Origin of the sequence: Cronobacter sp. HA18003 (assembly GCF_011605905.1) — a bacterium.
Taxonomy (GTDB): Bacteria; Pseudomonadota; Gammaproteobacteria; order Enterobacterales; family Enterobacteriaceae; genus Cronobacter; species Cronobacter sakazakii.
Window position 1 is genome coordinate 1 of record NZ_JAANQO010000004.1, and the last position, 26,360, is coordinate 26,360.

Annotated in this window: 46 protein-coding genes and 1 pseudogene; 40 read left to right on the plus strand and 7 right to left on the minus strand. The window is 52.0% G+C overall.

The genetic code is table 11. From position 1 onward, the window contains the following. The 3 genes and pseudogenes from tuf to bfr form a co-directional block, all read left to right on the plus strand. Window positions 1-143 (plus strand): annotated as a pseudogene (gene tuf / locus G6041_RS00470) (elongation factor Tu); the annotation flags it as partial. Between the two features lie 179 nt (window positions 144-322). After that, window positions 323-517 (plus strand): bacterioferritin-associated ferredoxin, encoded by a 195-nt coding sequence (gene bfd / locus G6041_RS00475; protein ID WP_004387802.1) that lies wholly within the window; start codon window positions 323-325, stop codon window positions 515-517. 65 nt (window positions 518-582) lie between these two features. Further along, window positions 583-1,059 (plus strand): bacterioferritin, encoded by a 477-nt coding sequence (bfr, locus tag G6041_RS00480; protein ID WP_084999230.1) that lies wholly within the window; start codon window positions 583-585, stop codon window positions 1,057-1,059. A gap of 3 nt (window positions 1,060-1,062) precedes the next feature. Here the strand turns inward: bfr and G6041_RS00485 are convergent, their stop codons facing one another. Beyond that, entirely contained in the window at window positions 1,063-1,530 is a 468-nt protein-coding gene (locus G6041_RS00485; RefSeq protein ID WP_007899103.1) for a prepilin peptidase, read from the minus strand. Window positions 1,531-1,908: 378 nt separating this feature from the next. On the opposite strand from G6041_RS00485, the gene rpsJ reads away from it, so the two are divergent. The 31 genes from rpsJ to G6041_RS00640 all read left to right on the plus strand — a co-directional run bounded on the left by rpsJ (window position 1,909) and on the right by G6041_RS00640 (window position 16,791). Further along, on the plus strand, window positions 1,909-2,220 hold the full coding sequence (rpsJ, locus tag G6041_RS00490; RefSeq protein WP_001181005.1) for a 30S ribosomal protein S10: 312 nt from the start codon (window positions 1,909-1,911) through the stop codon (window positions 2,218-2,220). A 32-nt stretch (window positions 2,221-2,252) separates the two neighbouring features. Then, the gene (gene rplC / locus G6041_RS00495) at window positions 2,253-2,882 is read left to right on the plus strand and encodes a 50S ribosomal protein L3 (RefSeq protein WP_007681261.1); all 630 of its coding nucleotides are present in this window, start codon (window positions 2,253-2,255) and stop codon (window positions 2,880-2,882) included. Window positions 2,883-2,892: 10 nt separating this feature from the next. Beyond that, entirely contained in the window at window positions 2,893-3,498 is a 606-nt protein-coding gene (gene rplD / locus G6041_RS00500; protein WP_000424395.1) for a 50S ribosomal protein L4, read from the plus strand. Beyond that, the gene (gene rplW, locus G6041_RS00505) at window positions 3,495-3,797 is read left to right on the plus strand and encodes a 50S ribosomal protein L23 (RefSeq protein ID WP_004388606.1); all 303 of its coding nucleotides are present in this window, start codon (window positions 3,495-3,497) and stop codon (window positions 3,795-3,797) included. Before rplD ends, rplW begins: the two co-directional genes overlap by 4 nt. A gap of 17 nt (window positions 3,798-3,814) precedes the next feature. Continuing rightward, window positions 3,815-4,636, plus strand: a complete 822-nt coding sequence (gene rplB, locus G6041_RS00510) for a 50S ribosomal protein L2 (protein ID WP_000301864.1) — start codon at window positions 3,815-3,817, stop codon at window positions 4,634-4,636. A gap of 16 nt (window positions 4,637-4,652) precedes the next feature. Continuing rightward, window positions 4,653-4,931 carry a 30S ribosomal protein S19 gene (gene rpsS, locus G6041_RS00515; RefSeq protein WP_001138115.1) on the plus strand — a complete coding sequence of 93 codons (279 nt, stop codon included), beginning with the start codon at window positions 4,653-4,655 and terminating at the stop codon, window positions 4,929-4,931. Window positions 4,932-4,944: 13 nt separating this feature from the next. Next, window positions 4,945-5,277 carry a 50S ribosomal protein L22 gene (rplV, locus tag G6041_RS00520; protein ID WP_000447529.1) on the plus strand — a complete coding sequence of 111 codons (333 nt, stop codon included), beginning with the start codon at window positions 4,945-4,947 and terminating at the stop codon, window positions 5,275-5,277. A gap of 17 nt (window positions 5,278-5,294) precedes the next feature. Further along, window positions 5,295-5,996, plus strand: coding sequence for a 30S ribosomal protein S3 (rpsC, locus tag G6041_RS00525; protein WP_004388607.1), 702 nt, complete (start codon window positions 5,295-5,297; stop codon window positions 5,994-5,996). A gap of 12 nt (window positions 5,997-6,008) precedes the next feature. Next, complete coding sequence (gene rplP, locus G6041_RS00530; protein WP_004388608.1) at window positions 6,009-6,419, plus strand: 50S ribosomal protein L16; 411 nt, start codon at window positions 6,009-6,011, stop codon at window positions 6,417-6,419. Continuing rightward, a complete protein-coding gene (gene rpmC / locus G6041_RS00535) occupies window positions 6,419-6,610 on the plus strand; it encodes a 50S ribosomal protein L29 (RefSeq protein WP_004388609.1) in 192 nt (63 codons plus the stop codon). The genes rplP and rpmC overlap by 1 nt, the downstream gene beginning before the upstream one ends. Beyond that, window positions 6,610-6,864 carry a 30S ribosomal protein S17 gene (gene rpsQ, locus G6041_RS00540; RefSeq protein ID WP_000130100.1) on the plus strand — a complete coding sequence of 85 codons (255 nt, stop codon included), beginning with the start codon at window positions 6,610-6,612 and terminating at the stop codon, window positions 6,862-6,864. The genes rpmC and rpsQ overlap by 1 nt, the downstream gene beginning before the upstream one ends. A 165-nt stretch (window positions 6,865-7,029) precedes the next feature. Next, on the plus strand, window positions 7,030-7,401 hold the full coding sequence (rplN, locus tag G6041_RS00545; RefSeq protein ID WP_004388611.1) for a 50S ribosomal protein L14: 372 nt from the start codon (window positions 7,030-7,032) through the stop codon (window positions 7,399-7,401). Window positions 7,402-7,411: 10 nt separating this feature from the next. Then, entirely contained in the window at window positions 7,412-7,726 is a 315-nt protein-coding gene (gene rplX / locus G6041_RS00550) for a 50S ribosomal protein L24 (protein WP_000729185.1), read from the plus strand. A 14-nt stretch (window positions 7,727-7,740) separates the two neighbouring features. Next, window positions 7,741-8,280 carry a 50S ribosomal protein L5 gene (gene rplE / locus G6041_RS00555; RefSeq protein ID WP_004388613.1) on the plus strand — a complete coding sequence of 180 codons (540 nt, stop codon included), beginning with the start codon at window positions 7,741-7,743 and terminating at the stop codon, window positions 8,278-8,280. 14 nt (window positions 8,281-8,294) lie between these two features. Continuing rightward, window positions 8,295-8,600 (plus strand): 30S ribosomal protein S14, encoded by a 306-nt coding sequence (gene rpsN / locus G6041_RS00560; protein WP_004388614.1) that lies wholly within the window; start codon window positions 8,295-8,297, stop codon window positions 8,598-8,600. Window positions 8,601-8,633: 33 nt separating this feature from the next. After that, the gene (rpsH, locus tag G6041_RS00565) at window positions 8,634-9,026 is read left to right on the plus strand and encodes a 30S ribosomal protein S8 (protein ID WP_004388615.1); all 393 of its coding nucleotides are present in this window, start codon (window positions 8,634-8,636) and stop codon (window positions 9,024-9,026) included. 12 nt (window positions 9,027-9,038) lie between these two features. Next, on the plus strand, window positions 9,039-9,572 hold the full coding sequence (rplF, locus tag G6041_RS00570; protein WP_004388616.1) for a 50S ribosomal protein L6: 534 nt from the start codon (window positions 9,039-9,041) through the stop codon (window positions 9,570-9,572). Window positions 9,573-9,581: 9 nt separating this feature from the next. Then, entirely contained in the window at window positions 9,582-9,935 is a 354-nt protein-coding gene (gene rplR, locus G6041_RS00575) for a 50S ribosomal protein L18 (RefSeq protein WP_000358956.1), read from the plus strand. 14 nt (window positions 9,936-9,949) lie between these two features. After that, window positions 9,950-10,450 carry a 30S ribosomal protein S5 gene (gene rpsE / locus G6041_RS00580; protein ID WP_004388617.1) on the plus strand — a complete coding sequence of 167 codons (501 nt, stop codon included), beginning with the start codon at window positions 9,950-9,952 and terminating at the stop codon, window positions 10,448-10,450. Between the two features lie 6 nt (window positions 10,451-10,456). After that, a complete protein-coding gene (rpmD, locus tag G6041_RS00585; RefSeq protein ID WP_001140434.1) occupies window positions 10,457-10,636 on the plus strand; it encodes a 50S ribosomal protein L30 in 180 nt (59 codons plus the stop codon). Between the two features lie 3 nt (window positions 10,637-10,639). Then, window positions 10,640-11,074 (plus strand): 50S ribosomal protein L15, encoded by a 435-nt coding sequence (rplO, locus tag G6041_RS00590; RefSeq protein WP_004388618.1) that lies wholly within the window; start codon window positions 10,640-10,642, stop codon window positions 11,072-11,074. 7 nt (window positions 11,075-11,081) lie between these two features. Then, window positions 11,082-12,413, plus strand: coding sequence for a preprotein translocase subunit SecY (secY, locus tag G6041_RS00595; protein ID WP_004388619.1), 1,332 nt, complete (start codon window positions 11,082-11,084; stop codon window positions 12,411-12,413). A 30-nt stretch (window positions 12,414-12,443) separates the two neighbouring features. Then, on the plus strand, window positions 12,444-12,560 hold the full coding sequence (rpmJ, locus tag G6041_RS00600; protein ID WP_000868187.1) for a 50S ribosomal protein L36: 117 nt from the start codon (window positions 12,444-12,446) through the stop codon (window positions 12,558-12,560). A gap of 146 nt (window positions 12,561-12,706) precedes the next feature. Continuing rightward, window positions 12,707-13,063: a 30S ribosomal protein S13 gene (rpsM, locus tag G6041_RS00605; RefSeq protein WP_004388620.1), complete on the plus strand. Its 357-nt coding sequence runs from the start codon at window positions 12,707-12,709 to the stop codon at window positions 13,061-13,063. A gap of 16 nt (window positions 13,064-13,079) precedes the next feature. Then, on the plus strand, window positions 13,080-13,469 hold the full coding sequence (gene rpsK, locus G6041_RS00610) for a 30S ribosomal protein S11 (RefSeq protein WP_004388621.1): 390 nt from the start codon (window positions 13,080-13,082) through the stop codon (window positions 13,467-13,469). A 31-nt stretch (window positions 13,470-13,500) separates the two neighbouring features. After that, window positions 13,501-14,121: a 30S ribosomal protein S4 gene (rpsD, locus tag G6041_RS00615; protein ID WP_004388622.1), complete on the plus strand. Its 621-nt coding sequence runs from the start codon at window positions 13,501-13,503 to the stop codon at window positions 14,119-14,121. A gap of 25 nt (window positions 14,122-14,146) precedes the next feature. Further along, the gene (locus G6041_RS00620) at window positions 14,147-15,136 is read left to right on the plus strand and encodes a DNA-directed RNA polymerase subunit alpha (protein WP_004388623.1); all 990 of its coding nucleotides are present in this window, start codon (window positions 14,147-14,149) and stop codon (window positions 15,134-15,136) included. A gap of 40 nt (window positions 15,137-15,176) precedes the next feature. Further along, complete coding sequence (rplQ, locus tag G6041_RS00625; RefSeq protein WP_004388624.1) at window positions 15,177-15,563, plus strand: 50S ribosomal protein L17; 387 nt, start codon at window positions 15,177-15,179, stop codon at window positions 15,561-15,563. 117 nt (window positions 15,564-15,680) lie between these two features. Next, window positions 15,681-16,049: a DUF1992 domain-containing protein gene (locus G6041_RS00630; RefSeq protein WP_041460346.1), complete on the plus strand. Its 369-nt coding sequence runs from the start codon at window positions 15,681-15,683 to the stop codon at window positions 16,047-16,049. Further along, window positions 16,049-16,474: a Zn(2+)-responsive transcriptional regulator gene (gene zntR / locus G6041_RS00635; protein ID WP_012123586.1), complete on the plus strand. Its 426-nt coding sequence runs from the start codon at window positions 16,049-16,051 to the stop codon at window positions 16,472-16,474. The genes G6041_RS00630 and zntR overlap by 1 nt, the downstream gene beginning before the upstream one ends. 53 nt (window positions 16,475-16,527) lie before the next feature. Continuing rightward, window positions 16,528-16,791, plus strand: coding sequence for an alternative ribosome-rescue factor A (locus G6041_RS00640; protein WP_071817985.1), 264 nt, complete (start codon window positions 16,528-16,530; stop codon window positions 16,789-16,791). On the opposite strand, the gene mscL is transcribed toward G6041_RS00640, so the two are convergent. The 5 genes from mscL to def form a co-directional block, all read right to left on the minus strand. Continuing rightward, complete coding sequence (mscL, locus tag G6041_RS00645) at window positions 16,742-17,149, minus strand: large-conductance mechanosensitive channel protein MscL (RefSeq protein WP_007778669.1); 408 nt, start codon at window positions 17,147-17,149, stop codon at window positions 16,742-16,744. The two genes, G6041_RS00640 and mscL, sit on opposite strands and share 50 nt — an antisense overlap. A gap of 154 nt (window positions 17,150-17,303) precedes the next feature. Beyond that, window positions 17,304-18,680 (minus strand): Trk system potassium transporter TrkA, encoded by a 1,377-nt coding sequence (gene trkA / locus G6041_RS00650; RefSeq protein ID WP_004388629.1) that lies wholly within the window; start codon window positions 18,678-18,680, stop codon window positions 17,304-17,306. Window positions 18,681-18,719: 39 nt separating this feature from the next. Continuing rightward, a complete protein-coding gene (gene rsmB, locus G6041_RS00655; RefSeq protein ID WP_054628721.1) occupies window positions 18,720-20,009 on the minus strand; it encodes a 16S rRNA (cytosine(967)-C(5))-methyltransferase RsmB in 1,290 nt (429 codons plus the stop codon). 68 nt (window positions 20,010-20,077) lie between these two features. Then, a complete protein-coding gene (fmt, locus tag G6041_RS00660; RefSeq protein WP_012123588.1) occupies window positions 20,078-21,025 on the minus strand; it encodes a methionyl-tRNA formyltransferase in 948 nt (315 codons plus the stop codon). An 18-nt stretch (window positions 21,026-21,043) separates the two neighbouring features. After that, window positions 21,044-21,559, minus strand: a complete 516-nt coding sequence (gene def, locus G6041_RS00665) for a peptide deformylase (RefSeq protein WP_007871495.1) — start codon at window positions 21,557-21,559, stop codon at window positions 21,044-21,046. A gap of 129 nt (window positions 21,560-21,688) precedes the next feature. Between def and dprA the strand changes: the two genes are divergently transcribed. From dprA to G6041_RS00695, 6 genes are read left to right on the plus strand one after another with little or no spacing between them, the layout of a single operon-like run. Then, a complete protein-coding gene (gene dprA / locus G6041_RS00670) occupies window positions 21,689-22,801 on the plus strand; it encodes a DNA-protecting protein DprA (protein WP_012123589.1) in 1,113 nt (370 codons plus the stop codon). Next, window positions 22,773-23,246, plus strand: coding sequence for a DUF494 family protein Smg (gene smg, locus G6041_RS00675; RefSeq protein WP_004388634.1), 474 nt, complete (start codon window positions 22,773-22,775; stop codon window positions 23,244-23,246). Before dprA ends, smg begins: the two co-directional genes overlap by 29 nt. Window positions 23,247-23,269: 23 nt before the next feature. Continuing rightward, window positions 23,270-23,827 carry a DNA topoisomerase family protein gene (locus tag G6041_RS00680; protein ID WP_012123591.1) on the plus strand — a complete coding sequence of 186 codons (558 nt, stop codon included), beginning with the start codon at window positions 23,270-23,272 and terminating at the stop codon, window positions 23,825-23,827. Then, a complete protein-coding gene (tsaC, locus tag G6041_RS00685) occupies window positions 23,817-24,389 on the plus strand; it encodes an L-threonylcarbamoyladenylate synthase type 1 TsaC (protein WP_012123592.1) in 573 nt (190 codons plus the stop codon). The genes G6041_RS00680 and tsaC overlap by 11 nt, the downstream gene beginning before the upstream one ends. Before the next feature lie 3 nt (window positions 24,390-24,392). Then, window positions 24,393-25,211: a shikimate dehydrogenase gene (aroE, locus tag G6041_RS00690; RefSeq protein WP_012123593.1), complete on the plus strand. Its 819-nt coding sequence runs from the start codon at window positions 24,393-24,395 to the stop codon at window positions 25,209-25,211. Further along, window positions 25,208-25,465 (plus strand): DUF1488 domain-containing protein, encoded by a 258-nt coding sequence (locus tag G6041_RS00695; RefSeq protein ID WP_004388638.1) that lies wholly within the window; start codon window positions 25,208-25,210, stop codon window positions 25,463-25,465. The genes aroE and G6041_RS00695 overlap by 4 nt, the downstream gene beginning before the upstream one ends. On the opposite strand, the gene G6041_RS00700 is transcribed toward G6041_RS00695, so the two are convergent. After that, the gene (locus G6041_RS00700) at window positions 25,441-25,998 is read right to left on the minus strand and encodes a gamma carbonic anhydrase family protein (RefSeq protein WP_032989282.1); all 558 of its coding nucleotides are present in this window, start codon (window positions 25,996-25,998) and stop codon (window positions 25,441-25,443) included. The genes G6041_RS00695 and G6041_RS00700 overlap by 25 nt on opposite strands. Between the last annotated feature and the right edge of the window lie 362 nt (window positions 25,999-26,360).

The window sequence follows — 26,360 nt, forward strand, 5'->3', positions numbered from 1 at the left end:
TGGAGATGGTAATGCCGGGTGACAACATCAAAATGGTTGTTACCCTGATCCACCCGATCGCGATGGACGACGGTCTGCGTTTCGCAATCCGCGAAGGCGGCCGTACCGTTGGCGCGGGCGTGGTTGCAAAAGTTCTGGGCTAATTGCTACAGAATTGAAAAGGGCGCTTCGGCGCCCTTTTTTGTTTTATAAGGAAAAGTAGTTTGAAAACATTCGTGTCCTCAAAAGAAGCCCATTCTGCATCAGAAAACTCTACTCCAGTCTCGTTGTAATCGTAACTATTCTCATTTACACTCTGTGCATAAACTGAACGGGAGTCATCATGTACGTTTGTTTGTGTAACGGTATCAGCGATAAAAAAATACGGCAGGCGGTACGCCAGCACCATCCCCAGTCCTTCCAGCAGCTTCGTAAATTCATGCCGATTGGTAATCAGTGCGGCAAGTGTGTCCGTGCCGCGCGTGAAATTATGCAGGATGAACTGCTGCAGATTCCGGAATACCAGGAAATTGCGTAAGCTCAGATTTTGACTTCCTCGCCAGCCCATCTACGCTTCATGTAGTGGAAGCGGAGGGAAGCAAAATGAAAGGTGATATTAAGATAATAAATTATCTCAATAAATTATTGGGAAATGAGCTTGTCGCAATCAATCAGTACTTTCTCCATGCAAGAATGTTTAAAAACTGGGGCCTCATGCGCCTCAACGACGTTGAGTATCATGAATCCATTGATGAGATGAAGCACGCCGATATCTATATCGAGCGTATTCTCTTTCTTGAAGGTATCCCAAATCTTCAGGATCTTGGTAAGTTACACATTGGCGAAGACGTAGAAGAGATGCTGCGCTCCGATCTCAATCTTGAGATGGAAGGGGCGAAAGATCTGCGTGAAGCCATCGCCTATGCCGATTCAATTCATGACTACGTCAGCAGGGACATTATGATTAAAATCCTTGAAGACGAAGAGCAACACATTGACTGGCTCGAAACCGAACTGGATCTTATCGGTAAAATTGGCCTGCAGAATTACATCCAGTCCCAGATTAAAGAGCAGAGCTAACGTTCACAGAGTCAGTATCTGGAATGTGACGCCACTGCACACTAACCCCGCTATCGCCAGAAACGGCCCAAAAGGTAGCGGGGTTTTACGTACGGGTGCTTTGCCTTTTATGTAATAAACTATCAATGCGGCCGCAAGCCCAAGTAAAGAAGCAATGGTAAGTAGAACACCAAGCAGTTGCCATCCGTGCCAGGCGCCAAGTGCACCCAAAAATTTCACATCCCCATACCCCAACCCTTCATAACCACGCAGCCAACGATAAGCCCAGTAGAAAAAGCATAATGAAAGGTATCCGGCCAGCGCTCCGGTGACAGCATCCGCCAGATGCTGTGGCGCAAATATAAGCTGGTAAGAAAGCCCTATCCACAAGAGAGGGCAGGTAAGGTTGTCAGGTAGAAGACCGTCACGCACATCTTTTACCACCAGCCCTGCATTCAACAGCATATACGCTGAAATCCATATCGCGATCATTCTTCTTCCCTGAGTGCGCCTTCAATGAACTCATAACATACGCTTCCCGGAAGACACGCCAAACGGTGTTTATGCAACAATGCGCGTAGTTTCCATAAAAGAAATGAAGAGAATTGGCGTGATACACCGAATTGCGAGACAGTACGAAAGAATGTTTAATTTCTAATCAGCGCTTGCGTCAGCGCCAGATTTACGTATAATGCGCGGGCCTGTCATCAATGACGGCTGGTTCGATATGAACCCTGATAGCTTCTTTTTGGCTATCAAACAATGCCCCCAATCGGGGGGCTACGTAAGAACGATTACACTCTCCCATCAATCGTAATGGGTTCGAGGAGTAATCATTTTCGTCTATAAAATAATTGGAGCTCTGGTCTCATGCAGAACCAAAGAATCCGTATCCGCCTGAAAGCGTTTGATCATCGTCTGATCGATCAATCAACCGCGGAAATCGTCGAGACTGCTAAGCGCACTGGTGCGCAAGTCCGTGGTCCGATCCCGCTGCCGACCCGCAAAGAGCGCTTTACCGTTCTGATCTCCCCGCACGTTAACAAAGACGCGCGCGATCAGTACGAAATCCGCACTCACAAGCGTCTGGTTGACATCGTTGAGCCAACCGAGAAAACCGTTGATGCTCTGATGCGTCTGGATCTGGCTGCCGGTGTAGACGTGCAGATCAGCCTGGGTTAATCAGGTCATTGAGCGATTGAGAGGTTGAAACAATGATTGGTTTAGTCGGTAAAAAAGTGGGTATGACCCGCATCTTCACTGAAGAAGGCGTTTCTATCCCAGTAACCGTAATCGAAGTTGAAGCAAACCGCGTTACTCAGGTTAAAGACCTGGCTAACGACGGCTACCGCGCTGTGCAGGTTACCACTGGTGCTAAAAAAGCTAACCGTGTAACCAAGCCGGAAGCGGGTCACTTCGCTAAAGCTGGCGTAGAAGCTGGCCGTGGTCTGTGGGAATTCCGTCTCGCTGATGGCGAAGAATACACCGTAGGTCAGAGCATTAGCGTTGAGCTGTTTGCTGAAGTTAAAAAAGTTGACGTAACTGGCACCTCTAAAGGTAAAGGTTTCGCCGGTACCGTTAAGCGCTGGAACTTCCGTACCCAGGACGCTACCCACGGTAACTCCTTGTCTCACCGCGTTCCGGGTTCTATCGGTCAGAACCAGACTCCGGGCAAAGTGTTCAAAGGCAAGAAAATGGCAGGTCAGCTGGGTAACGAACGTGTAACCGTTCAGAGCCTGGACGTAGTACGTGTTGACGCTGAGCGCAACCTGCTGCTGGTTAAAGGTGCTGTCCCGGGTGCAACCGGTAGCGACCTGATCGTTAAACCAGCTGTGAAGGCGTGAGGAGATAGCAATGGAATTAGTACTGAAAGACGCGCAGAGCGCGCTGACTGTTTCCGAAACTACCTTCGGTCGTGATTTCAACGAAGCGCTGGTACACCAGGTTGTAGTTGCTTACGCAGCTGGTGCTCGTCAGGGTACTCGTGCTCAGAAGACCCGTGCTGAAGTAACTGGCTCCGGTAAAAAACCGTGGCGCCAGAAAGGTACCGGCCGTGCGCGTTCTGGTTCCATCAAGAGCCCGATCTGGCGCTCTGGTGGCGTGACCTTCGCTGCGCGTCCGCAGGACCACAGTCAAAAAGTTAACAAAAAGATGTACCGCGGCGCGCTGAAAAGCATCCTGTCCGAACTGGTACGTCAGGATCGTCTGATCGTTGTCGAGAAGTTCTCTGTAGAAGCGCCGAAAACCAAGCTGCTTGCACAGAAACTGAAAGACATGGCTCTGGAAGATGTGCTGATCATCACCGGTGAACTGGACGAAAACCTGTTCCTGGCCGCACGTAACCTGCACAAGGTTGACGTACGCGATGCTACAGGTATCGACCCGGTTAGCCTGATCGCCTTCGACAAAGTCGTAATGACTGCTGATGCTGTTAAGCAAGTTGAGGAGATGCTGGCATGATTCGTGAAGAACGTCTGCTGAAGGTGCTGCGCGCACCGCACGTTTCTGAAAAAGCGTCTACTGCGATGGAAAAAACCAACACCATCGTTCTCAAAGTTGCTAAAGACGCGACTAAAGCAGAAATCAAAGCTGCTGTGCAGAAACTGTTTGAAGTCGAAGTCGAAGTCGTTAACACCCTGGTAGTTAAAGGGAAAGTTAAACGTCACGGACAGCGTATCGGTCGTCGTAGCGACTGGAAAAAAGCTTACGTCACCCTGAAAGAAGGCCAGAATCTGGACTTCATCGGCGGCGCTGAGTAAGTCGGAGGAGTAATACAATGGCAGTTGTTAAATGTAAACCGACATCTCCGGGTCGTCGCCACGTAGTTAAAGTGGTTAACCCTGAGCTGCACAAGGGCAAACCTTTTGCTCCGTTGCTGGAAAAAAACAGCAAATCCGGTGGTCGTAACAACAATGGCCGTATCACCACTCGTCACATCGGTGGTGGTCACAAACAGGCCTACCGTATTGTTGACTTCAAACGCAACAAAGACGGTATCCCGGCAGTTGTTGAACGTCTTGAGTACGATCCGAACCGCTCCGCGAACATCGCGCTGGTTCTGTACAAAGACGGCGAGCGCCGTTACATCCTGGCCCCGAAAGGCCTGAAAGCTGGCGACCAGATTCAGTCTGGCGTTGATGCTGCAATCAAACCAGGTAACACCCTGCCGATGCGCAACATCCCGGTTGGTTCTACTGTTCACAACGTAGAAATGAAACCAGGTAAAGGCGGTCAGCTGGCGCGTTCTGCTGGTACCTATGTTCAGATCGTTGCTCGTGACGGTGCTTATGTCACCCTGCGTCTGCGTTCTGGCGAAATGCGTAAAGTGGAAGCTGACTGCCGCGCGACTCTGGGCGAAGTTGGTAACGCTGAGCATATGCTGCGCGTTCTGGGTAAAGCAGGTGCTGCACGCTGGCGTGGTGTTCGTCCGACCGTTCGCGGTACGGCGATGAACCCGGTGGATCACCCACATGGTGGTGGTGAAGGTCGTAACTTTGGTAAGCACCCGGTAACTCCGTGGGGCGTTCAGACCAAAGGTAAGAAGACCCGCAGCAACAAGCGTACTGATAAATTCATCGTACGTCGCCGTAGCAAATAATTTTAGAGGATAAGCCATGCCACGTTCTCTCAAGAAAGGTCCTTTTATTGACCTGCACTTGCTGAAGAAGGTAGAGAAAGCGGTGGAAAGCGGTGACAAGAAGCCCCTGCGCACTTGGTCCCGTCGTTCAACGATCTTTCCAAACATGATCGGTTTGACCATCGCTGTCCATAATGGTCGTCAGCACGTTCCAGTATTTGTTTCCGACGAAATGGTCGGTCACAAACTGGGTGAATTCGCACCGACCCGTACTTATCGCGGTCACGCGGCTGATAAAAAAGCCAAGAAGAAATAAGTAGGAGGAAGAGATGGAAACTATCGCTAAACATCGCCATGCTCGTTCTTCTGCTCAGAAGGTTCGCCTGGTGGCTGACCTGATCCGCGGTAAGAAAGTGTCGCAGGCTCTGGATATTCTGACCTACACCAATAAGAAAGCGGCTGTATTGGTTAAGAAAGTCCTGGAATCTGCCATTGCTAACGCTGAACACAACGATGGCGCTGACATTGACGATCTGAAAGTCACGAAAATTTTCGTAGACGAAGGCCCGAGCATGAAACGCATTATGCCGCGTGCGAAAGGTCGTGCAGATCGCATTCTGAAGCGCACCAGCCACATCACTGTGGTTGTGTCCGATCGCTGAGACTCTGGAGACTAGCAATGGGTCAGAAAGTACATCCTAATGGTATTCGCCTGGGTATTGTAAAACCATGGAACTCTACCTGGTTCGCGAACACCAAAGAATTCGCTGACAACCTGGACAGCGACTTTAAAGTTCGTCAGTACCTGAACAAGGAACTGGCTAAAGCGTCTGTATCTCGTATCGTTATCGAGCGTCCGGCTAAAAGCATTCGTGTGACCATTCACACTGCTCGCCCGGGTATCGTTATCGGTAAGAAAGGTGAAGACGTCGAAAAACTGCGTAAGGGCGTAGCGGACATCGCTGGCGTGCCTGCGCAGATCAATATCGCCGAAGTTCGTAAACCTGAACTGGACGCAAAACTGGTTGCTGACAGCATCACTTCTCAGCTGGAACGTCGTGTTATGTTCCGTCGTGCTATGAAGCGTGCTGTACAGAACGCCATGCGTCTGGGCGCTAAAGGTATCAAAGTTGAAGTTAGCGGCCGTCTGGGCGGCGCTGAGATCGCACGTACCGAATGGTACCGTGAAGGTCGCGTTCCGCTGCACACTCTGCGCGCTGACATCGACTACAACACCTCCGAAGCGCACACCACTTACGGTGTAATCGGCGTTAAAGTGTGGATCTTCAAAGGTGAGATCCTTGGTGGTATGGCTGCTGTTGAACAACCGGAAAAACCGGCTGCTCAACCGAAAAAGCAGCAGCGTAAAGGCCGTAAATAAGGAGCGTCGCTGATGTTACAACCAAAGCGTACAAAATTCCGTAAAGTGCACAAAGGCCGCAACCGTGGTCTGGCGCAGGGTACGGATGTTAGCTTCGGCACTTACGGTCTTAAAGCTGTTGGCCGTGGTCGTCTGACTGCCCGTCAGATCGAAGCAGCACGTCGTGCAATGACCCGTGCAGTTAAGCGTCAGGGTAAGATCTGGATCCGTGTATTCCCGGACAAACCGATCACCGAGAAGCCGCTGGAAGTGCGTATGGGTAAAGGTAAAGGTAACGTAGAGTATTGGGTTGCCTTGATTCAGCCGGGTAAAGTCCTGTACGAAATGGACGGTGTGCCGGAAGAGCTGGCCCGTGAAGCATTCAAGCTGGCAGCAGCGAAACTGCCGATTAAAACCACCTTTGTAACTAAGACGGTGATGTAATGAAAGCAAAAGAGCTGCGTGAGAAGAGTGTTGAAGAGCTGAACACCGAGCTGCTTAACCTGCTGCGCGAGCAGTTCAACCTGCGTATGCAGGCTGCAAGTGGCCAGCTGCAACAGACTCACCTGTTGAAGCAAGTGCGTCGTGATGTCGCACGCGTTAAGACTTTACTGACTGAGAAGGCGGGTGCGTAATGACCGATAAAATCCGTACTCTGCAAGGTCGCGTTGTTAGCGACAAAATGGAGAAATCCATTGTTGTTGCCATCGAGCGTTTTGTGAAACACCCGATCTACGGTAAATTCATTAAGCGTACGACCAAACTGCACGTACATGACGAGAACAACGAATGCGGTATCGGTGACGTGGTTGAAATCCGCGAATGCCGTCCGCTGTCCAAGACTAAGTCCTGGACGCTGGTTCGCGTTGTAGAGAAAGCGGTTCTGTAATAGAGTAGCGCTCTCTAACAGAATAAACGGCTCAGCGATGAGCCGTTTATTTTTTCTACCCATATCCTGTGAGCGGTGTTATAATGCCGCGCCCTCGATTATGGGGATTTTTAACGACCTGAAGTTAGGTCCCGAAGTAGTAGTTGACATTAGCGGAGCACTGAAATGATCCAAGAACAGACTATGCTGAACGTCGCCGACAACTCCGGCGCGCGTCGCGTAATGTGTATCAAGGTTCTGGGTGGCTCGCACCGTCGCTACGCAGGCGTCGGCGATATCATCAAAATTACCATCAAGGAAGCAATTCCGCGCGGTAAAGTTAAAAAAGGTGATGTGCTGAAGGCGGTAGTGGTGCGCACCAAGAAGGGTGTTCGTCGCCCTGACGGTTCTGTCGTTCGCTTCGATGGCAATGCTTGTGTTCTTCTGAACAACAACAGCGAGCAGCCTATCGGTACGCGTATTTTTGGGCCGGTAACTCGTGAACTTCGTTCTGAGAAGTTTATGAAAATCATCTCTCTGGCACCAGAAGTACTCTAAGGAGCGAATCATGGCAGCGAAAATCCGTCGTGATGACGAAGTTATCGTGTTAACCGGTAAAGATAAAGGTAAACGCGGTAAAGTAAAAAATGTCCTGTCTTCCGGCAAGGTCATTGTTGAAGGTATCAACCTGGTTAAGAAACATCAGAAGCCGGTTCCGGCCCTGAACCAACCGGGTGGCATCGTTGAAAAAGAAGCTGCTATTCAGGTTTCTAACGTTGCAATCTTCAATGCGGCAACCGGCAAGGCTGACCGTGTAGGCTTTAGATTCGAAGACGGCAAAAAAGTCCGTTTCTTCAAGTCTAACAGCGAAACTATCAAGTAATTTGGAGTAGTACGATGGCGAAACTGCATGATTACTACAAAGACGAAGTAGTTAAAAAACTGATGACTCAGTTCAACTACAATTCTGTCATGCAAGTCCCTCGGGTCGAGAAGATCACCCTGAACATGGGTGTTGGTGAAGCGATCGCTGACAAGAAACTGCTGGATAACGCAGCAGCTGACCTGGCAGCAATCTCCGGTCAAAAACCGCTGATCACCAAAGCACGCAAATCAGTTGCAGGCTTCAAAATCCGTCAGGGCTATCCGATCGGCTGTAAAGTAACTCTGCGTGGCGAACGCATGTGGGAGTTCTTTGAGCGCCTGATCACTATTGCTGTACCGCGTATTCGTGACTTCCGCGGCCTGTCCGCTAAGTCTTTCGACGGTCGTGGCAATTACAGCATGGGTGTCCGTGAGCAGATCATCTTCCCGGAAATCGACTATGACAAAGTCGATCGCGTTCGTGGTTTGGATATTACCATTACCACTACTGCGAAATCTGATGAAGAAGGCCGTGCTCTGCTGGCTGCCTTTGACTTCCCGTTCCGCAAGTAAGGTAGGGTTACTTCATGGCTAAGCAATCAATGAAAGCACGCGAAGTAAAGCGCGTAGCTTTAGCTGAAAAATACTTCGCTAAACGCGCTGAACTGAAAGCGATCATTTCTGATGTGAACGCTTCCGACGAAGACCGTTGGAACGCTGTTCTGAAGCTGCAGACTCTGCCGCGTGATTCCAGCCCGTCTCGTCAGCGTAACCGCTGCCGTCAAACTGGTCGTCCGCACGCTTTCCTGCGGAAGTTCGGGTTGAGCCGTATCAAGGTCCGTGAAGCCGCTATGCGCGGTGAAATCCCGGGTCTGAAAAAGGCTAGCTGGTAATTGTCACCAATTGAATCACGGGAGTAAAGACAGATGAGCATGCAAGATCCGATCGCGGATATGCTGACCCGTATCCGTAACGGTCAGGCCGCGAACAAAGCTGCGGTCACCATGCCTTCCTCCAAGCTGAAAGTGGCAATCGCCAACGTGCTGAAGGAAGAAGGTTTTATTGAAGATTTTAAAGTTGAAGGCGACACCAAGCCGGAACTGGAACTGACTCTCAAGTATTTCCAGGGTAAAGCTGTTGTAGAAAGCATTCAGCGTGTCAGCCGCCCAGGTCTGCGCATCTATAAGAAAAAAGATGAGCTGCCGAAAGTTATGGCCGGCCTGGGTATCGCGGTTATTTCTACCTCTAAAGGTGTTATGACTGATCGTGCAGCGCGCCAGGCTGGTCTTGGTGGCGAAATTATCTGCTACGTAGCCTAATCGGAGGAAAAAATGTCTCGTGTTGCTAAAGCACCGGTCGTTATTCCTGCCGGCGTTGATGTAAAACTCAACGGTCAGGTTATCACGATCAAAGGTAAAAACGGCGAGCTGACTCGTACTCTCAACGATGCTGTTGAAGTTAAACATGCAGATAATGCTCTGACTTTCGGTCCGCGTGATGGTTACGCAGACGGTTGGGCTCAGGCTGGTACCGCGCGTGCCCTGCTGAATTCAATGGTTATCGGTGTTACCGAAGGCTTCACTAAGAAGCTGCAGCTGGTTGGTGTAGGTTATCGTGCAGCGATCAAAGGGAACGTAGTAAACCTGTCTCTGGGTTTTTCTCACCCTGTTGATCATCAGCTGCCTGCGGGTATCACTGCAGAATGTCCGTCTCAGACTGAAATCGTGCTGAAAGGCGCTGATAAACAGCTGATCGGCCAGGTTGCTGCTGACCTGCGCGCCTACCGTCGTCCTGAGCCTTACAAAGGCAAGGGTGTTCGTTACGCCGACGAAGTCGTGCGTACCAAAGAGGCTAAGAAGAAGTAAGGTAACACTATGGATAAGAAATCTGCTCGTATCCGTCGTGCGACCCGCGCACGTCGCAAGCTCAAAGAGCTTGGTGCGACCCGCCTGGTGGTACATCGTACCCCGCGTCATATTTACGCACAGGTAATCGCCCCGAACGGTTCTGAAGTTCTGGTAGCCGCTTCTACTGTAGAAAAAGCTATCGCTGAGCAACTGAAGTACACTGGAAACAAAGACGCCGCTGCTGCAGTTGGTAAAGCTGTTGCTGAGCGCGCGCTGGAAAAAGGCATCAAAGATGTTTCTTTTGACCGCTCTGGTTTCCAATATCATGGTCGTGTCCAGGCACTGGCAGATGCTGCCCGTGAAGCTGGCCTTCAGTTCTAAGGTAGAGGTGTAAGATGGCTCACATCGAAAAACAAGCTGGCGAACTGCAGGAAAAGCTGATCGCGGTAAACCGCGTATCTAAAACCGTAAAAGGTGGTCGTATTTTTAGCTTCACCGCTCTGACTGTAGTCGGTGATGGCAACGGCCGCGTTGGTTTTGGTTACGGTAAAGCACGCGAAGTTCCGGCAGCGATCCAGAAAGCGATGGAAAAAGCTCGTCGCAATATGATTAACGTCGCGCTGAACCACGGCACCCTGCAGCACCCGGTTAAAGGTGCTCACACGGGTTCTCGTGTATTCATGCAGCCGGCTTCCGAAGGTACCGGTATCATCGCCGGTGGTGCAATGCGCGCCGTTCTGGAAGTCGCTGGGGTTCATAACGTTCTGGCTAAAGCCTATGGTTCCACTAACCCGATCAACGTGGTTCGTGCGACTATTGATGGCCTGGCCAACATGAAGTCCCCGGAAATGGTCGCTGCCAAGCGTGGTAAATCCGTTGAAGAAATTCTGGGGTAATTGACCATGGCAAAGACTATTAAAATCACTCAAACCCGCAGTGCAATCGGTCGTCTGCCGAAACACAAGGCAACGCTGCTTGGCCTGGGTCTGCGTCGTATTGGTCACACCGTTGAGCGCGAGGATACTCCTGCTGTTCGCGGTATGGTCAACGCGGTTTCCTTCATGGTTAAAGTTGAGGAGTAAGAGATGCGTTTAAATACTCTGTCTCCGGCCGAAGGCTCCAAAAAGGCGGGTAAACGCCTGGGTCGTGGTATCGGTTCTGGCCTCGGTAAAACCGGTGGTCGTGGTCACAAAGGTCAGAAATCTCGTTCTGGCGGTGGCGTACGTCGCGGTTTCGAGGGCGGTCAGATGCCTCTGTACCGTCGTCTGCCGAAATTCGGTTTCACTTCTCGTAAAGCAATGATCACTGCAGAAGTTCGTCTGTCTGATCTGGCTAAAGTAGAAGGCGACGTAGTAGACCTGAACACGCTGAAAGCGGCAAACATTATCGGCATCCAGATCGAATTCGCGAAAGTGATTCTGGCTGGTGAAGTTACTCGTCCGGTAACTGTTCGTGGCCTGCGTGTAACTAAAGGCGCTCGTGCTGCTATCGAAGCTGCTGGCGGTAAAATCGAGGAATAAGTAGCAGATGGCTAAACAACCGGGATTAGATTTTCAAAGTGCCAAAGGTGGCCTTGGCGAGCTGAAACGCAGACTGCTGTTTGTTATCGGTGCGCTGATTGTGTTCCGAATTGGCTCTTTTATTCCAATCCCTGGTATTGATGCCGCTGTACTTGCCAAACTGCTTGAGCAACAGCGTGGCACCATCATTGAAATGTTCAACATGTTCTCTGGTGGTGCTCTTAGCCGTGCTTCTATTTTCGCTCTGGGTATTATGCCGTATATTTCGGCCTCTATTATTATCCAGCTGTTGACCGTCGTTCACCCGACGCTGGCAGAAATGAAGAAAGAAGGGGAGTCTGGTCGTCGTAAGATCAGCCAGTACACCCGCTACGGTACTCTGGTGCTGGCAATATTTCAGTCGATCGGTATCGCTACCGGTCTGCCGAATATGCCTGGTATGCAAGGCCTGGTAATTAATCCGGGCTTTGCATTCTATTTCACCGCTGTTGTGAGTCTGGTTACCGGGACAATGTTCCTGATGTGGCTGGGCGAACAGATTACTGAACGCGGTATCGGTAACGGTATCTCAATCATAATCTTCGCTGGTATCGTTGCGGGACTTCCGCCGGCCATTGGCCATACCATCGAGCAAGCGCGGCAAGGCGACCTGCACTTCCTCCTGTTGCTGTTGGTTGCAGTATTAGTATTCGCAGTGACTTTCTTTGTTGTGTTTGTTGAGCGTGGTCAGCGCCGTATCGTCGTGAACTATGCAAAACGTCAGCAAGGTCGTCGTGTCTATGCTGCACAGAGCACACATTTACCGCTGAAAGTGAACATGGCTGGGGTTATTCCGGCGATTTTCGCTTCCAGTATTATTCTGTTCCCGGCGACCATTGCGTCATGGTTCGGGGGCGGTACTGGTTGGAACTGGCTGACAACAATTTCGCTGTATTTGCAGCCTGGGCAACCGCTTTATGTGTTACTCTATGCGTCTGCAATCATCTTCTTCTGTTTCTTCTACACGGCGTTGGTTTTCAACCCGCGTGAGACAGCAGATAACCTGAAGAAGTCCGGTGCATTTGTACCAGGAATTCGTCCGGGAGAACAAACGGCGAAGTATATCGATAAAGTAATGACACGCCTGACCCTGGTTGGCGCGCTGTACATTACTTTCATTTGCCTGATCCCGGAGTTCATGCGTGATGCAATGAAAGTTCCGTTCTATTTCGGTGGGACGTCCTTACTTATCGTTGTTGTTGTCATCATGGACTTTATGGCTCAAGTGCAAACTCTGATGATGTCTAGTCAGTATGAGTCTGCATTGAAGAAAGCGAACCTCAAAGGCTATGGCCGTTAATGGTCGCTTGAGAAGTTACGGAGAGTAAAAATGAAAGTTCGTGCTTCCGTCAAGAAATTATGCCGTAACTGCAAAATCGTTAAGCGTGATGGCGTCATCCGTGTGATTTGCAGTGCCGAGCCGAAGCATAAACAGCGTCAAGGCTGATTATCTCGCATATTTTTCTTGCAAAGTTGGGTTGAGCTGGCTAGATTAGCCAGCCAATCTTTTGTATGTCTGTGCGTTTCCATTTGAGTATCCTGAAAACGGGCTTTTCAGCATGGGACGCATAATCAATATAGTAGGAGTGCATAGTGGCCCGTATAGCAGGCATTAACATTCCTGATCATAAGCATGCCGTAATCGCATTAACTTCGATCTACGGTATCGGCAAAACCCGTTCTAAAGCTATCCTGGCTGCAGTGGGTTTCGCTGAAGATGTTAAGATCAGTGAGCTGTCTGAAGAACAAATCGACACGCTGCGTGACGAAGTTGCCAAATTTGTCGTTGAAGGTGATCTGCGCCGTGAAGTGAGTATGAGCATCAAGCGCCTGATGGATCTTGGTTGCTATCGCGGTTTGCGTCATCGTCGTGGTCTCCCGGTTCGCGGTCAGCGTACCAAGACCAACGCACGTACCCGTAAGGGTCCGCGCAAACCGATCAAGAAATAATCGGGGTGATTGAATAATGGCAAAGGCACCAGTTCGTGCACGTAAACGTGTAAGAAAACAAGTCTCTGACGGCGTGGCTCATATCCATGCTTCTTTCAACAACACCATCGTTACTATTACTGATCGTCAAGGTAACGCTCTGGGTTGGGCAACTGCCGGTGGTTCCGGTTTCCGTGGTTCTCGCAAATCCACTCCGTTCGCAGCTCAGGTTGCAGCAGAGCGTTGCGCAGAAGCCGTGAAAGAATACGGTATCAAGAACCTGGAAGTTATGGTTAAGGGACCGGGTCCGGGCCGCGAATCTACTATTCGTGCTCTGAACGCCGCTGGTTTCCGCATCACTAATATTACTGATGTGACTCCGATCCCTCACAACGGTTGTCGTCCGCCGAAAAAACGTCGCGTATAACGCCCGTTTTTAGGAATGTTGGAGAAAGAAAATGGCAAGATATTTGGGTCCTAAGCTCAAGCTGAGCCGTCGCGAGGGCACAGACCTGTTCCTTAAGTCTGGCGTTCGCGCGATCGATACCAAGTGTAAAATTGAACAAGCTCCTGGCCAGCACGGTGCGCGTAAACCGCGTCTGTCTGACTATGGTGTGCAGTTGCGTGAAAAGCAAAAAGTTCGCCGTATCTACGGTGTGCTGGAGCGTCAGTTCCGTAACTACTATAAAGAAGCCGCGCGTCTGAAAGGCAACACCGGTGAAAACCTGTTGGCTCTGCTGGAAGGTCGTCTGGACAACGTTGTATACCGTATGGGCTTCGGCGCCACTCGTGCAGAAGCACGTCAGCTGGTTAGCCATAAAGCCATCATGGTAAACGGTCGTGTTGTTAACATCGCTTCTTACCAGGTTAGTCCGAACGACGTAGTCAGCGTTCGTGAGAAAGCGAAAAAGCAGTCTCGCGTGAAAGCCGCTCTGGAGCTGGCTGAGCAGCGTGAAAAGCCAACCTGGCTGGAAGTTGATGCTGGCAAGATGGAAGGTACCTTCAAGCGTAAGCCTGAGCGCACCGATCTGTCTGCGGACATTAACGAACACCTGATCGTCGAGCTTTACTCCAAGTAAAGCTTAGTACCAAAGAGAGGACACAATGCAGGGTTCTGTGACAGAGTTTCTAAAACCGCGCCTGGTAGATATCGAGCAAGTGAGTTCGACGCACGCCAAGGTGACCCTTGAGCCTTTAGAGCGTGGCTTTGGCCATACTCTGGGTAACGCACTGCGCCGTATTCTGCTTTCATCGATGCCGGGTTGCGCGGTGACCGAGGTTGAGATTGATGGTGTACTGCACGAGTACAGCACCAAAGAAGGCGTTCAGGAAGATATCCTGGAAATCCTGCTCAACCTGAAAGGGCTGGCGGTGAGAGTTCAGGGTAAAGATGAAGTCGTACTTACTCTGAATAAATCTGGCATTGGCCCTGTAACCGCAGCCGACATCACCCACGACGGTGATGTCGAAATCGTCAAGCCGCAGCACGTGATCTGCCACCTGACCGATGAAAACGCATCTATCAGCATGCGTATCAAAGTTCAGCGCGGTCGTGGTTATGTGCCGGCGTCTGCCCGAATTCATTCGGAAGAAGATGAGCGCCCAATCGGCCGTCTGCTGGTCGACGCTTGCTACAGCCCTGTAGAACGTATCGCCTACAATGTTGAAGCAGCGCGTGTAGAACAGCGTACCGACCTGGACAAGCTGGTCATCGAAATGGAAACCAACGGCACAATCGATCCTGAAGAGGCGATTCGTCGTGCGGCGACCATTCTGGCTGAACAACTTGAAGCTTTCGTTGACTTACGTGATGTACGTCAGCCGGAAGTTAAAGAAGAGAAACCAGAATTCGATCCGATCCTGCTGCGCCCTGTTGACGATCTGGAATTGACTGTCCGCTCTGCTAACTGCCTTAAGGCAGAAGCTATCCACTATATCGGTGATCTGGTACAGCGTACCGAGGTTGAGCTGCTCAAAACGCCTAACCTTGGTAAAAAATCTCTTACTGAGATTAAAGACGTGCTGGCCTCCCGTGGTCTGTCTCTGGGCATGCGCCTGGAAAACTGGCCACCGGCAAGCATTGCTGACGAGTAACCGGATCACAGGTTAAGGTTTTACTGAGAAGGATAAGGTCATGCGCCATCGTAAGAGTGGTCGTCAACTGAACCGCAACAGCAGCCATCGCCAGGCTATGTTCCGCAACATGGCAGGTTCTCTGGTTCGTCATGAAATCATCAAGACGACCCTGCCGAAAGCGAAAGAGCTGCGTCGCGTAGTTGAGCCGCTGATTACTCTTGCCAAGACTGATAGCGTTGCTAATCGTCGTCTGGCATTCGCCCGCACTCGTGATAACGAGATCGTGGCAAAACTGTTTAACGAGCTGGGCCCGCGTTTCGCGAGCCGTGCCGGTGGTTACACTCGCATTCTGAAGTGTGGCTTCCGTGCTGGTGACAACGCTCCGATGGCATACATCGAGCTGGTTGATCGCGCCGAGCCGCAAGCAGAAGCAGCTGCAGAGTAATTTGCAGTGAAGTGAAAAAACCCGCCTCGGCGGGTTTTTTTATATCTGTTGTTCTTTGCGCCAATCGCCTATGCTTCATTCTCGTTCTTCTTTCTCATTCCCTGCCAGGAGGCCGCTATGTGGTTAATGGAACAGTGGGCTGAGCGCCATATTCTGGAAGCCCAACAAAAAGGCGAATTCGACAATCTACCCGGTACTGGCGAGCCGTTAGTGCTGGATGACGATTCACATCTTTCCCCGGAACTACGCGTGGGTTACCGACTGCTGAAAAATGCAGGCTTTCTTCCTCCCGAGCTTGAGGCGCGCAAAGAAGCGCTTATGCTTAACGATCTGCTGGCGGAGATTAACGAGCAACATCCGGATTACCACCACGTTTGTAAAAGACTGACGTTACTTGAACTGAAGTTAAAGCAGGCCGGGCTTAGCACCGACTTTTTACATGGCAGTTATGCCCGCGCCGTCGCCAGTAAAATGGAGGAGCAATAATGTACCGTATCGGAGAGCTTGCTCGTCTGGCTGACGTCACGCCTGACACCGTGCGTTACTATGAAAAACAAAAGATGATGGAGCATGAAGTCCGCACCGAAGGTGGTTTCCGGCTCTATACAGAAAACGATTTACGGCGCCTGCGCTTTATCAGACACGCGCGGCTGCTCGGCTTTACGCTTGAGGCGATACGTGAGCTGTTATCGATCCGTATCGATCCTGAGCATCACACCTGTCAGGAGTCCAAAAGCATTGTTCAGGCGCGGCTGCATGAGGTGGACAGCCGGATACAGGAATTACAAAACATGCGCGCTTCGCTGCAAAAGCTAAATGATGCGTGCTGCGGAACGGCACACAGCAGTGTTTATTGCTCGATCCTGGAGACACTCGAGCAAGGCGCCAATGGAGAGAACGGCCAACATTGATCTTTTTTCTGAGCAAGCCTACACTTGCCGCGAATTTACCATAGGAGCAATAAATGAACCGATACAAACATACGAAGGGGCAAATTCAGGATAACGCGATTGAGGCCCTGCTACATGATCCACTGTTTCGCCAGCGCGTTGAAAAGAATCAAAAAGGGAAAGGCAGCTATCAGCGTAAAGCGAAACACGGTAAGAGAGGTAACTGGGAGGCCAGTGGCAAACAAGCAAATCGCTTTTTTACCACTGGCCTTCTGCTTTCAGGAACGGTTAAGGACGATGTTCGTTCTGTTGTTTCAGCAAATCACGGATTTCGGTGAGTAATACTTCTTCTTTGCTGGGGCCCGGCGCTTCCTTCGGTTTTTTCTGGTGTAATTTATTAATCACCTTAATGGCCAGGAAAATAGCAAAGGCAACGATGACAAAGTCGAATACGTTCTGAATAAACACGCCATAATGCATGATGACCGCCGGCGTATCGCCAACAGCAGGACGTAACGTCAAAGCGAATTGCTTAAAGTCGATACCCCCAATCAATAAGCCCAGCGGCGGCATAATGATATCGGCAACAAGTGATGAGACAATCTTACCGAAAGCCGCACCGATAATGACACCCACTGCCAAATCCACCACATTTCCGCGCATCGCGAATTCACGAAATTCTTTAAAAAAGCTCATTCTTCTACTCCCTGGATTTCAAAGCCTACCTAAGTCTAACAAAGGAAATATGATTTTCCATTTTCGCACCGCTTTGCCAATTACTTTTTAGCCATGAAAATAATGCGGATAATAGGGTGCAGAAATAATGATGGCGGCCGCAGCCGCCAGATAATTATAAAAAGAACGGGCTTGGCTGGAACAGGCGCTCAACATCCGTAACGAATTTTTTATCGGTCAGGAACATAATCACGTGATCGCCTTGCTCAATGCGTAAATTGTCATTGGCAATCATCACATCATTACCGCGCACGACGGCGCCAATGATAGTGCCTGGCGGCAGTTTAATATCATCAATGACCCGCCCGACAACCCTTGAGGTCGTTTCGTCGCCGTGCGCCACGGCTTCGATAGCTTCAGCCACACCGCGGCGTAGTGAGGATACGCTGACGATATCGGCTTTACGCACGTGGCCAAGCAGTGCAGAAATCGTGGCTTGCTGTGGCGAGATAGCAATGTCGATCACGCTTCCCTGAACAAGATCCACATAAGCGCGGCGCTGAATAAGCACCATGACTTTTTTAGCGCCCATACGTTTGGCAAGCATGGCGGACATAATATTCGCTTCGTCATCGTTCGTGACGGCGATAAAAAGATCAACCTGATCGATATGCTCTTCCGCGAGCAGTTCCTGATCCGACGCATCGCCATAAAAAACGATCGTATGCTGAAGTTTCTCGGCAAGCTCCGCGGCGCGTTGCTGATCGCGTTCGATAAGCTTAACGCTGTAGTCTTTTTCCAGCCGCTGCGCGAGCCCTGCGCCGATATTACCGCCGCCGACCAGCATGATACGTTTATACGGCTTTTCAAGGCGCTGAAGTTCGCTCATTACGGCGCGGATATGCTGAGATGCGGCGATAAAAAAGACTTCATCGCCTGCTTCCACAATAGTGGAACCCTGCGGTCTGATCGGCCGGTCGTGGCGAAAAATAGCGGCTACGCGGGTGTCGATATGCGGCATATGTTCGCGCATGGTCGACAGCGCATTGCCGACCAGCGGCCCGCCATAATAAGCTTTCACTACCGCGAGACTAACTTTACCTTCGGCGAAATTCACTACCTGCAGCGCGCCCGGATATTCAATCAGCCGGTAAATATTATCAATGACCAGCTGCTCCGGGGCGATCAGATGGTCGATGGGCACGGCTTCAGGGGTGAACAGGCGCTCGGCATCCCGAACATAATCTGGTGCGCGGATACGTGCGATGCGGTTAGGCGTATTGAAAAGCGAATACGCCACCTGACAGGCAATCATATTAGTTTCATCTGAGCTCGTGACCGCGACCAGCATATCAGCGTCATCGGCACCGGCTTCACGCAGAACGCGTGGATGGGAGCCGTGTCCCTGCACGACGCGCAGGTCAAACTTATCCTGAAGGACGCGAAGGCGATCGCTGTTGGTATCGACAACGGTAATGTCGTTATTCTCGCCCACCAGGTTTTCCGCCAGGGTGCCGCCCACCTGACCGGCACCCAAAATGATAATTTTCATTGTTGTGCTTCACCCATGCGGGGCCGCCAGCGGGCCCGGTTACTTTTTAATTAGCGTAGCGTAAAAGAAGCCGTCGCCTTCGGTTGCGCCTGGTAGATTCTGAATGCCGGGCGTTTGTGTCGATCCCGTACCGTCCAACTGCGCATCCGGCGTCCGGGATAAAAATGCCCGTATCTGTTCGCTGTTTTCTTCCGGCAAAACGGAACAGGTGGCATACAGCAATGTACCGCCCGGTTTCAGATGCGGCCAGATAGCGTCGAGAATTTCAGACTGTAATTGCGCCAGTTCATTGATATCAGAATCACGGCGCAGCCATTTGATATCCGGGTGGCGGCGGATAACGCCGGTGGCGGAGCAGGGCGCATCAAGAAGGATCCGGTCGAATTGCGTTTCGCCGCACCAGGTTGACGGGAAACGACCATCACCCACTTTAACGTCGGCCTTCATCTTCAGGCGTTTGAGGTTTTCATAGACGCGGGAAATACGCTGGGCGTCCACATCGACGGCCATTACGCTGGCCTGCGGCGCGGCTTCCAGAATATGCGTGGTTTTACCGCCAGGTGCAGCGCACAGATCGAGAATCGTCTCACCGTTTTGCGGTGCTAACAATTCGACGCAGCCCTGTGCCGAGGCGTCCTGCACCGTAACCCAGCCCTGCTCAAAGCCAGGCAGCGCGCTCACCGGCGCTGGTGCATCAAGGCGTACGGCGTCCGGGTAACGCGGGTGGATATGCCCCGTCATTCCGTTTTCTTCCAGCAGCTTAAGCCATTCGTCGCGGGAATGATGTTGACGGTTGACGCGCAGCCACATCGGTGGCCGTTCGTTATTGGCTTCCACAACGGCTTGCCACTCTCGGGGCCAGGCAGTTTGAAACCTGTTCAGCAACCACATCGGGTGTAACCAGCGGGCATCCTGACCGGAAAATTCAGCCAGCAGTTCGTCCTGCTGACGCTGGAACTGACGCAGCACACCATTAATCAGCCCTTTAAACTGCATGCGCTTGATAGCGACTGCGCCTTCTACCGTCTCAGCCAGCGCCGCGTGCGGCGGAATACGCGTATAAAGAAGCTGATACAAGCCCACCATAATCAGATAATGAATGGTGCGTTGCTTACCCGTCATCGGGCGTGACATCAGTTTATTGATAAGCCATTCGAGCTGCGAGAGCGTGCGAAGCACGCCGAAACAGAGTTCCTGCAAAAGCGCTTTGTCTTTATCAGAGACTTTATGCTGGAGCGGCGGCAGAACGGTACTGAGGGACTGGCCTTTTTCGACTACCTGTTCGATAGCCTGCGCCGCCAGACTGCGGAGATTAATGGATTTTTTCATAGCCACGGGCAGGTTAACCTGCGTCTGAAATAAAAAGGCCCGGAAAACCGGGCTGTTAATGCCGACACTCAGGCGAGAATGGCGCCTGGCGTAAACCACTCCCGGCGGGAGTTTAAAAGATCCTGCGCTGACATCGGTTTTTTACCGGCAGGCTGGAGTGATTCCAGATTAAGGATGCCGTCCGTCGTCGCGACCTGGATACCCTGTTTACCGGCATCAAGTATAGTGCCAGGCGTTGCATGGCTCTGCTGACGGATAACTGACGCCTTCCAGACTTTGACAGGCTGCTCATCAATCATGAAAAAGCTGACCGGCCAGGGGTTAAACGCACGGATACAGCGTTCAAGCTGAGCTGCAGAAAGCGTCCAGTCGAGGCGTGCCTCTTCTTTACTGAGCTTGTCCGCATACGTCGCCTGGGCATCATCCTGCTTTTCAGGAACTGCGCGGCCCGCTGCCAAATCCTCAAGCGTGGCGAGCAGCCCCTGCGGGCCGAGCTGTGCCAGCTTGTCATACAGCGAGGCGCTGGTGTCGTCGGCCGTAATCGGGCAGGAGAGCTTGCGCAACATGTCGCCGGTATCGAGTCCTTTATCCATCTGCATGATGGTCACGCCGGTTTCGGCATCGCCCGCCCATAGTGAGCGCTGAATAGGTGCCGCACCGCGCCAGCGTGGAAGCAACGAGCCGTGTACGTTAATACAACCCAGGCGAGGCATGGAGAGCACTGCTTCCGGAAGGATCAAACCGTAAGCGACGACCACCATGACATCGGCATTCAGCGCGGCCACAAGCTCCTGGTTCTCCGCAGAGCGCAGGGATTTCGGCTGAAAGACCGGAATGTCGTTTTCCTGTGCCAGCACTTTTACCGGCCCGGGCATCAGCTTTTTGCCACGGCCCGCCGGGCGGTCTGGCTGAGTGAACACGCCGACCACCTGATGCGAAGAGGACAACAGCGCGTCGAGATGACGCGCTGCGAAATCCGGCGTACCGGCGAAAATAATGCGAAGTGACTCGGACACGTTATTCCCTGTCTTTATTTAACCTGCGGCTTTCGCCTTCATGCGATCCAGTTTTTCAACTTTCTGGCGAATACGCTGACGCTTCATCGGCGACAGATAATCGATAAACAATTTACCGACCAGATGATCCATTTCATGCTGAATGCAGATGGCCAGCAGGCCGTCGGCTTCCAGTTCAAAAGATTTACCGTCGCGGTCAAGCGCGCGGATTTTGACTTTCTCGGCACGCGGTACAAAAGCGCGTTGTTCCGGAATAGACAGGCAACCTTCTTCGATGCCGGTTTCGCCGGACTGTTCGAGCAGCTCCGGGTTGATAAGCACCAGGCGCTCATCGCGGTTTTCAGAAACATCAATCACGATAATGCGCTGATGAATATCCACCTGCGTTGCGGCAAGCCCAATGCCTTCTTCGGCGTACATCGTGTCGAACATATCATCAACGATACGCTGAATATCTGCATTAACTTCTTTAACCGGTTCAGCGACGATGCGAAGCCGCTCGTCCGGAATATGTAATACCTGCAAAACTGACATAAATTTCCAGAGCTGTATTCAAGAGTTGAAAGGATCTTACCTTCTATTCTAGACAAATCCCCCTTTGATTGACAGCATCAGCAAAGAATCACAGGGATTAGAGAATGGCGTCTGGCGGGGGATAGCGCGATGTCACCAACGGAGATTTGGTTACGCCTGATGGCGGTGTACAGCCTCGGCGGCGAAGTTATGGTTCGGGCTTTCCAGTGCCTGCAAAATATACCCGGCGATCCCACGGATGCCTTACGGCTGGCGGGGCTTAATAGTAAGCAACGGGCACTCTTTTTTAATTACCCGCAGGCCAAGCTTGAGGCTGCTCTGCGCTGGCTTGAAATGCCGGAGCATCATCTGCTTACCGCGCTATCGCCTGAATATCCCGTTGCTCTGAGCGCGATCGAGTGGTTTCCTGGCGCGTTGCTGGTGGCAGGCGATCCCAGGGCGCTGTCCCGCCCGCAACTGGCCGTCGTCGGGAGCCGTCATCATTCGTGGTATGGCGAACAATGGGGAAGCAAACTCTGCTATGCGCTGGCGGAAAGCGGCCTCGTCTTAACCAGCGGGCTTGCCCTAGGCATAGACGCTGTTGCGCATCGCAGCGCGCTGAAGGCGCAGGGAAAAACCATCGCGGTGCTGGGCAATGGCCTTGCGCAGGTTTATCCGACGCGCCACCGTAAACTGGCGGAGGAGATCGTAGAACGGGGCGGGGCCCTGGTGTCCGAGTTTCCTTTTGAGGCGCAGCCGCGCCCGGCGCATTTCCCGAGACGTAATCGCATTATTAGTGGCTTAAGCGTTGGCGTGCTGGTGGTCGAGGCGGCGTTGCGCAGCGGCTCGCTGGTCACGGCCCGGTGCGCGCTGGAACAAGGCCGGGAGGTTTTCGCGCTCCCTGGGCCTGTTGGTAATCCCGGTTGTGAAGGCCCGCACTGGCTGATTCAGCAAGGCGCTGTCGCCGTTACGCATCCTCAGGACATTATCGATTATTTACAAAATGAGCTGCCCTGGCTCACGACTGCGAATTATTCACCGGATCAAGAGGAAGGTGCATTGCCATTTCCCGAGCTGTTGGCTAACGTAGGAGATGAGGTTACACCTGTTGACGTCGTCGCTGAACGTGCCGGCCAACCTGTGCCATTGACGGTAGCCCAGCTACTCGAACTGGAGTTAGCAGGATGGATCGCAGCTGTACCCGGCGGCTATGTCCGAGTGAGGAGGGCAGGCCATGTTCGACGTACTAATGTATTTGTTTGAAACCTATATCCATAACGAAGCTGAGATGCGCGTTGACCAGGATAAGCTGACGCGGGACCTGACGGATGCGGGTTTTGATCAGGAAGATATCTTTAATGCGCTGTTATGGCTGGAAAAGCTGGCGGATTATCAGGATGGTCTTTCCGCGCCGATGCAACTGGCGTCGGATCCACTCTCGATGCGTATTTATACCGCAGAGGAGTGCCAGCGGCTGGACGCCAGCTGTCGGGGGTTCCTGCTGTTTCTGGAACAAATTCAGGTGCTGAATCTCGAAACTCGTGAAATGGTTATCGAACGCGTCATGGCGCTGGATACTGCCGAGTTTGATTTAGAAGATCTCAAGTGGGTCATCCTGATGGTGCTGTTTAACATCCCCGGATGTGAAAACGCCTATCAACAAATGGAAGAACTGCTCTTTGAAGTGAATGACGGTATGCTGCACTGATATTTTCAGCGCAGTGGTGAATTATGGCAAGGTCAGCACTCTTTTCAGTGCCCAAACACGAGCCCTGCCCAAAATGCGGGGCTGAACTTCTTATCCGTTCCGGGAAGCATGGTCCTTTCCTGGGATGTTCGCATTATCCTGAGTGTGATTACGTTCGCCCGCTGAAAAGCCAGGCGGACGGTCATATTGTCAAAGTGCTCGAAGGTCAGCAATGCCCGGCATGTGATGCGACGCTGGTGCTACGACAGGGGCGTTTTGGGATGTTTATCGGCTGCAGCCGTTATCCTGAATGCGAACATACCGAGCAAATCGACAAACCTGACGAAACCGCATTGCGCTGCCCGCAGTGTAGCGACGGTCATCTGGTTCAGCGTCGGTCGCGTTTTGGCAAAACCTTCTATTCCTGCGATCGCTTTCCGGAATGCCAGTTTGTGATTAATACCAGACCGGTGGCGGGCGAGTGCCCGGAATGCCATTATCCCCTCCTTACCGAAAAGAAAACCGCGCAGGGCATAAAACGCTTTTGCGCCAGTAAACAATGTGGAAAGCCGGTAACGGCGGAAAAAGACAGTGAAGAATAATCAGCCTGCGGACGCGATATCGTTTATCGTCGACGTCCTTAAAAAAGAACAAGTCATCGCTTATCCAACTGAAGCCGTATTTGGCGTCGGGTGCGATCCCGACAGCGAAACCGCTGTAAAACGCCTGCTTGAATTAAAGCAACGCCCGATGGAAAAAGGACTCATCCTGATTGCGGCGAATTTTGATCAACTTAAGCCTTATATAGATGACGCCGCATTAACGGCAGAACAGCGTGAGGCGGTGTTCGCCCGCTGGCCAGGGCCAGTGACGTTTGTTTTCCCGGCGAAACCGTCGACGCCACGCTGGCTGACAGGCCGTTTTGACTCGCTCGCGGTGCGCGTCACGAATCATCCTCAGGTGATTGCGCTTTGCGAAGCCTTTGGCAAGCCGCTGGTTTCAACCAGCGCGAATCTCTCCGGGCTTGAGCCATGCCGCACGGCGCAGGAAGTGCTGGCGCAGTTCGGTGATGATTTTCCTGTGCTGCATGGCGCAACAGGTGGTCGCCAGAATCCTTCCGAGATCCGTGATGCGCTGACGGGTGAACTTTTCCGACAGGGGTAACGCATGGAAACCTACGCTGTTTTTGGTAATCCTGTCTCGCACAGTAAATCGCCGTTTATTCACCAGCAGTTTGCGCAGCAGTTACAGATTGAGCATCCGTATGGCCGCGTGCTGGCACCGCTCGATGATTTTGTGAAGACGCTGGAGGACTTCTTCAGCGCAGGCGGTAAAGGCGCAAACGTGACGGTGCCTTTTAAAGAACAGGCGTTTGCTCGTGCCGATGAACTGACGGAAAGAGCGGCGCTTGCCGGTGCGGTTAATACGCTGAAACGGCTCGAAGATGGTCGTTTACTGGGCGACAATACGGATGGTATTGGGCTTTTAAGCGATCTGGAACGTCTCGGTATGATCCAGCCGCGTTACCGGATCCTGCTGGTGGGCGCTGGCGGCGCAGCGCGGGGCGTCTTGTTGCCTCTGCTGTCGCTGGATTGCGCGGTAACTATTACTAACCGCACTTTTGCCCGCGCGCAGGAACTCGCAACGCTCTTTAGTCATACCGGCAACGTTAACGCCGTCGCGCTTGCGGATCTGGTTGGCCATGAGTTCGATCTCATTATTAATGCCACTTCCAGTGGGATTCAAGGCGAGATCCCGACTCTTCCATCTTCGCTGCCCGGTAAAACAACGGCGTGCTATGACATGTTCTATCAGAAAGGGCTGACGCCATTCCTTTCATGGTGCCAGGCGCAGGGGGCAACGCAACTGGCTGACGGTATCGGGATGCTGGTGGGGCAGGCGGCGCACGCGGTTCTGCTCTGGCATGGCGTCCTGCCGAATGTTGTGCCCGTTATTGATAAGCTCAGACAGGAGCTGGCGCAATGAATCAGGCGATTCAGTTCCCGGATCGCGAGCACTGGGATGAACAGCGGCAGGCCGTTTGTTTTCCGGCGCTGGTCAGTGGGATGGTGCTTACCTGTGCTATTGCGCAGCCTGTGCTGGTGGCTCGCTTCTCAGGCACGTCGCCCGAAGAATGGATAGCCGCTTTTCGTCAGCACCGTTGGGATCTGGAAGAAGAGGCTGAGCAGCTGATCGCTGCTCAGGCCGAAGACGATCAGGGTTGGGTCTGGCTCTCCTGAGCCAGATACTCATCTTTCCACTTCACATAGTTGTTCGCCGAGTAGCGCAGCCCTTCGCGCTCGGTATCTTTTAACGGGCGAATCTGTTTTACCGGGCTGCCGAGATAAAGATAGCCGCTTTCCAGACGCTTATTCTGCGGCACCAGACTTCCCGCCCCTATCATCACGTCATCTTCTATAACGGCACCGTCAAGCACGATCGAGCCCATACCGACCAGTACACGATTGCCAATAGTGCAGCCATGCAGCATCACTTTATGCCCAACGGTAACGTCTTCCCCAATCACCAGTGGATTACCCTCGGGGTTGTATGAAGATTTATGAGTCACGTGCAATACGCTGCCATCCTGAATATTGGTGCGCGCGCCAACCGCAACGTAATTAACGTCGCCCCGAATTACTACCAGCGGCCAGATGCCGACATCATCAGCCAGTCTCACATCGCCAATCACCACGCTTGAGCTATCGACCATCACGCGCTGGCCTGTGGTGGGAAAGGTATTTTTATAAGGACGTAACACAGAAGAAGACATAGTCGCCTCGGTTTCTTATCAATCGTAAGAAGACTTTGGTTGGATTCAGGCGGCTGTGCAAGCGCAAATGTGTTTGTTCGTTGAGCAGATCGCGCGGGATCGCAGCAATAAGAATGAAAAAACAGCAGTTGAAAGAAAAGATCGAAAAAAGGGTTGTGCTGAAAACTGAGATCCCTATAATGCGCCTCCATCGAGACGGCAATGTGAAGCACTTCACGAAATAACCGGCGCGATGAGAGAAAAATCCTGAAATTAAGGGTTGACTCTGAAAGAGGAAAGCGTAATATACGCCACCTCGCGACAGCAGGCTGAATGCCGCGTCGCACCGCTCTTTAACAATTTATCAGACAATCTGTGTGGGC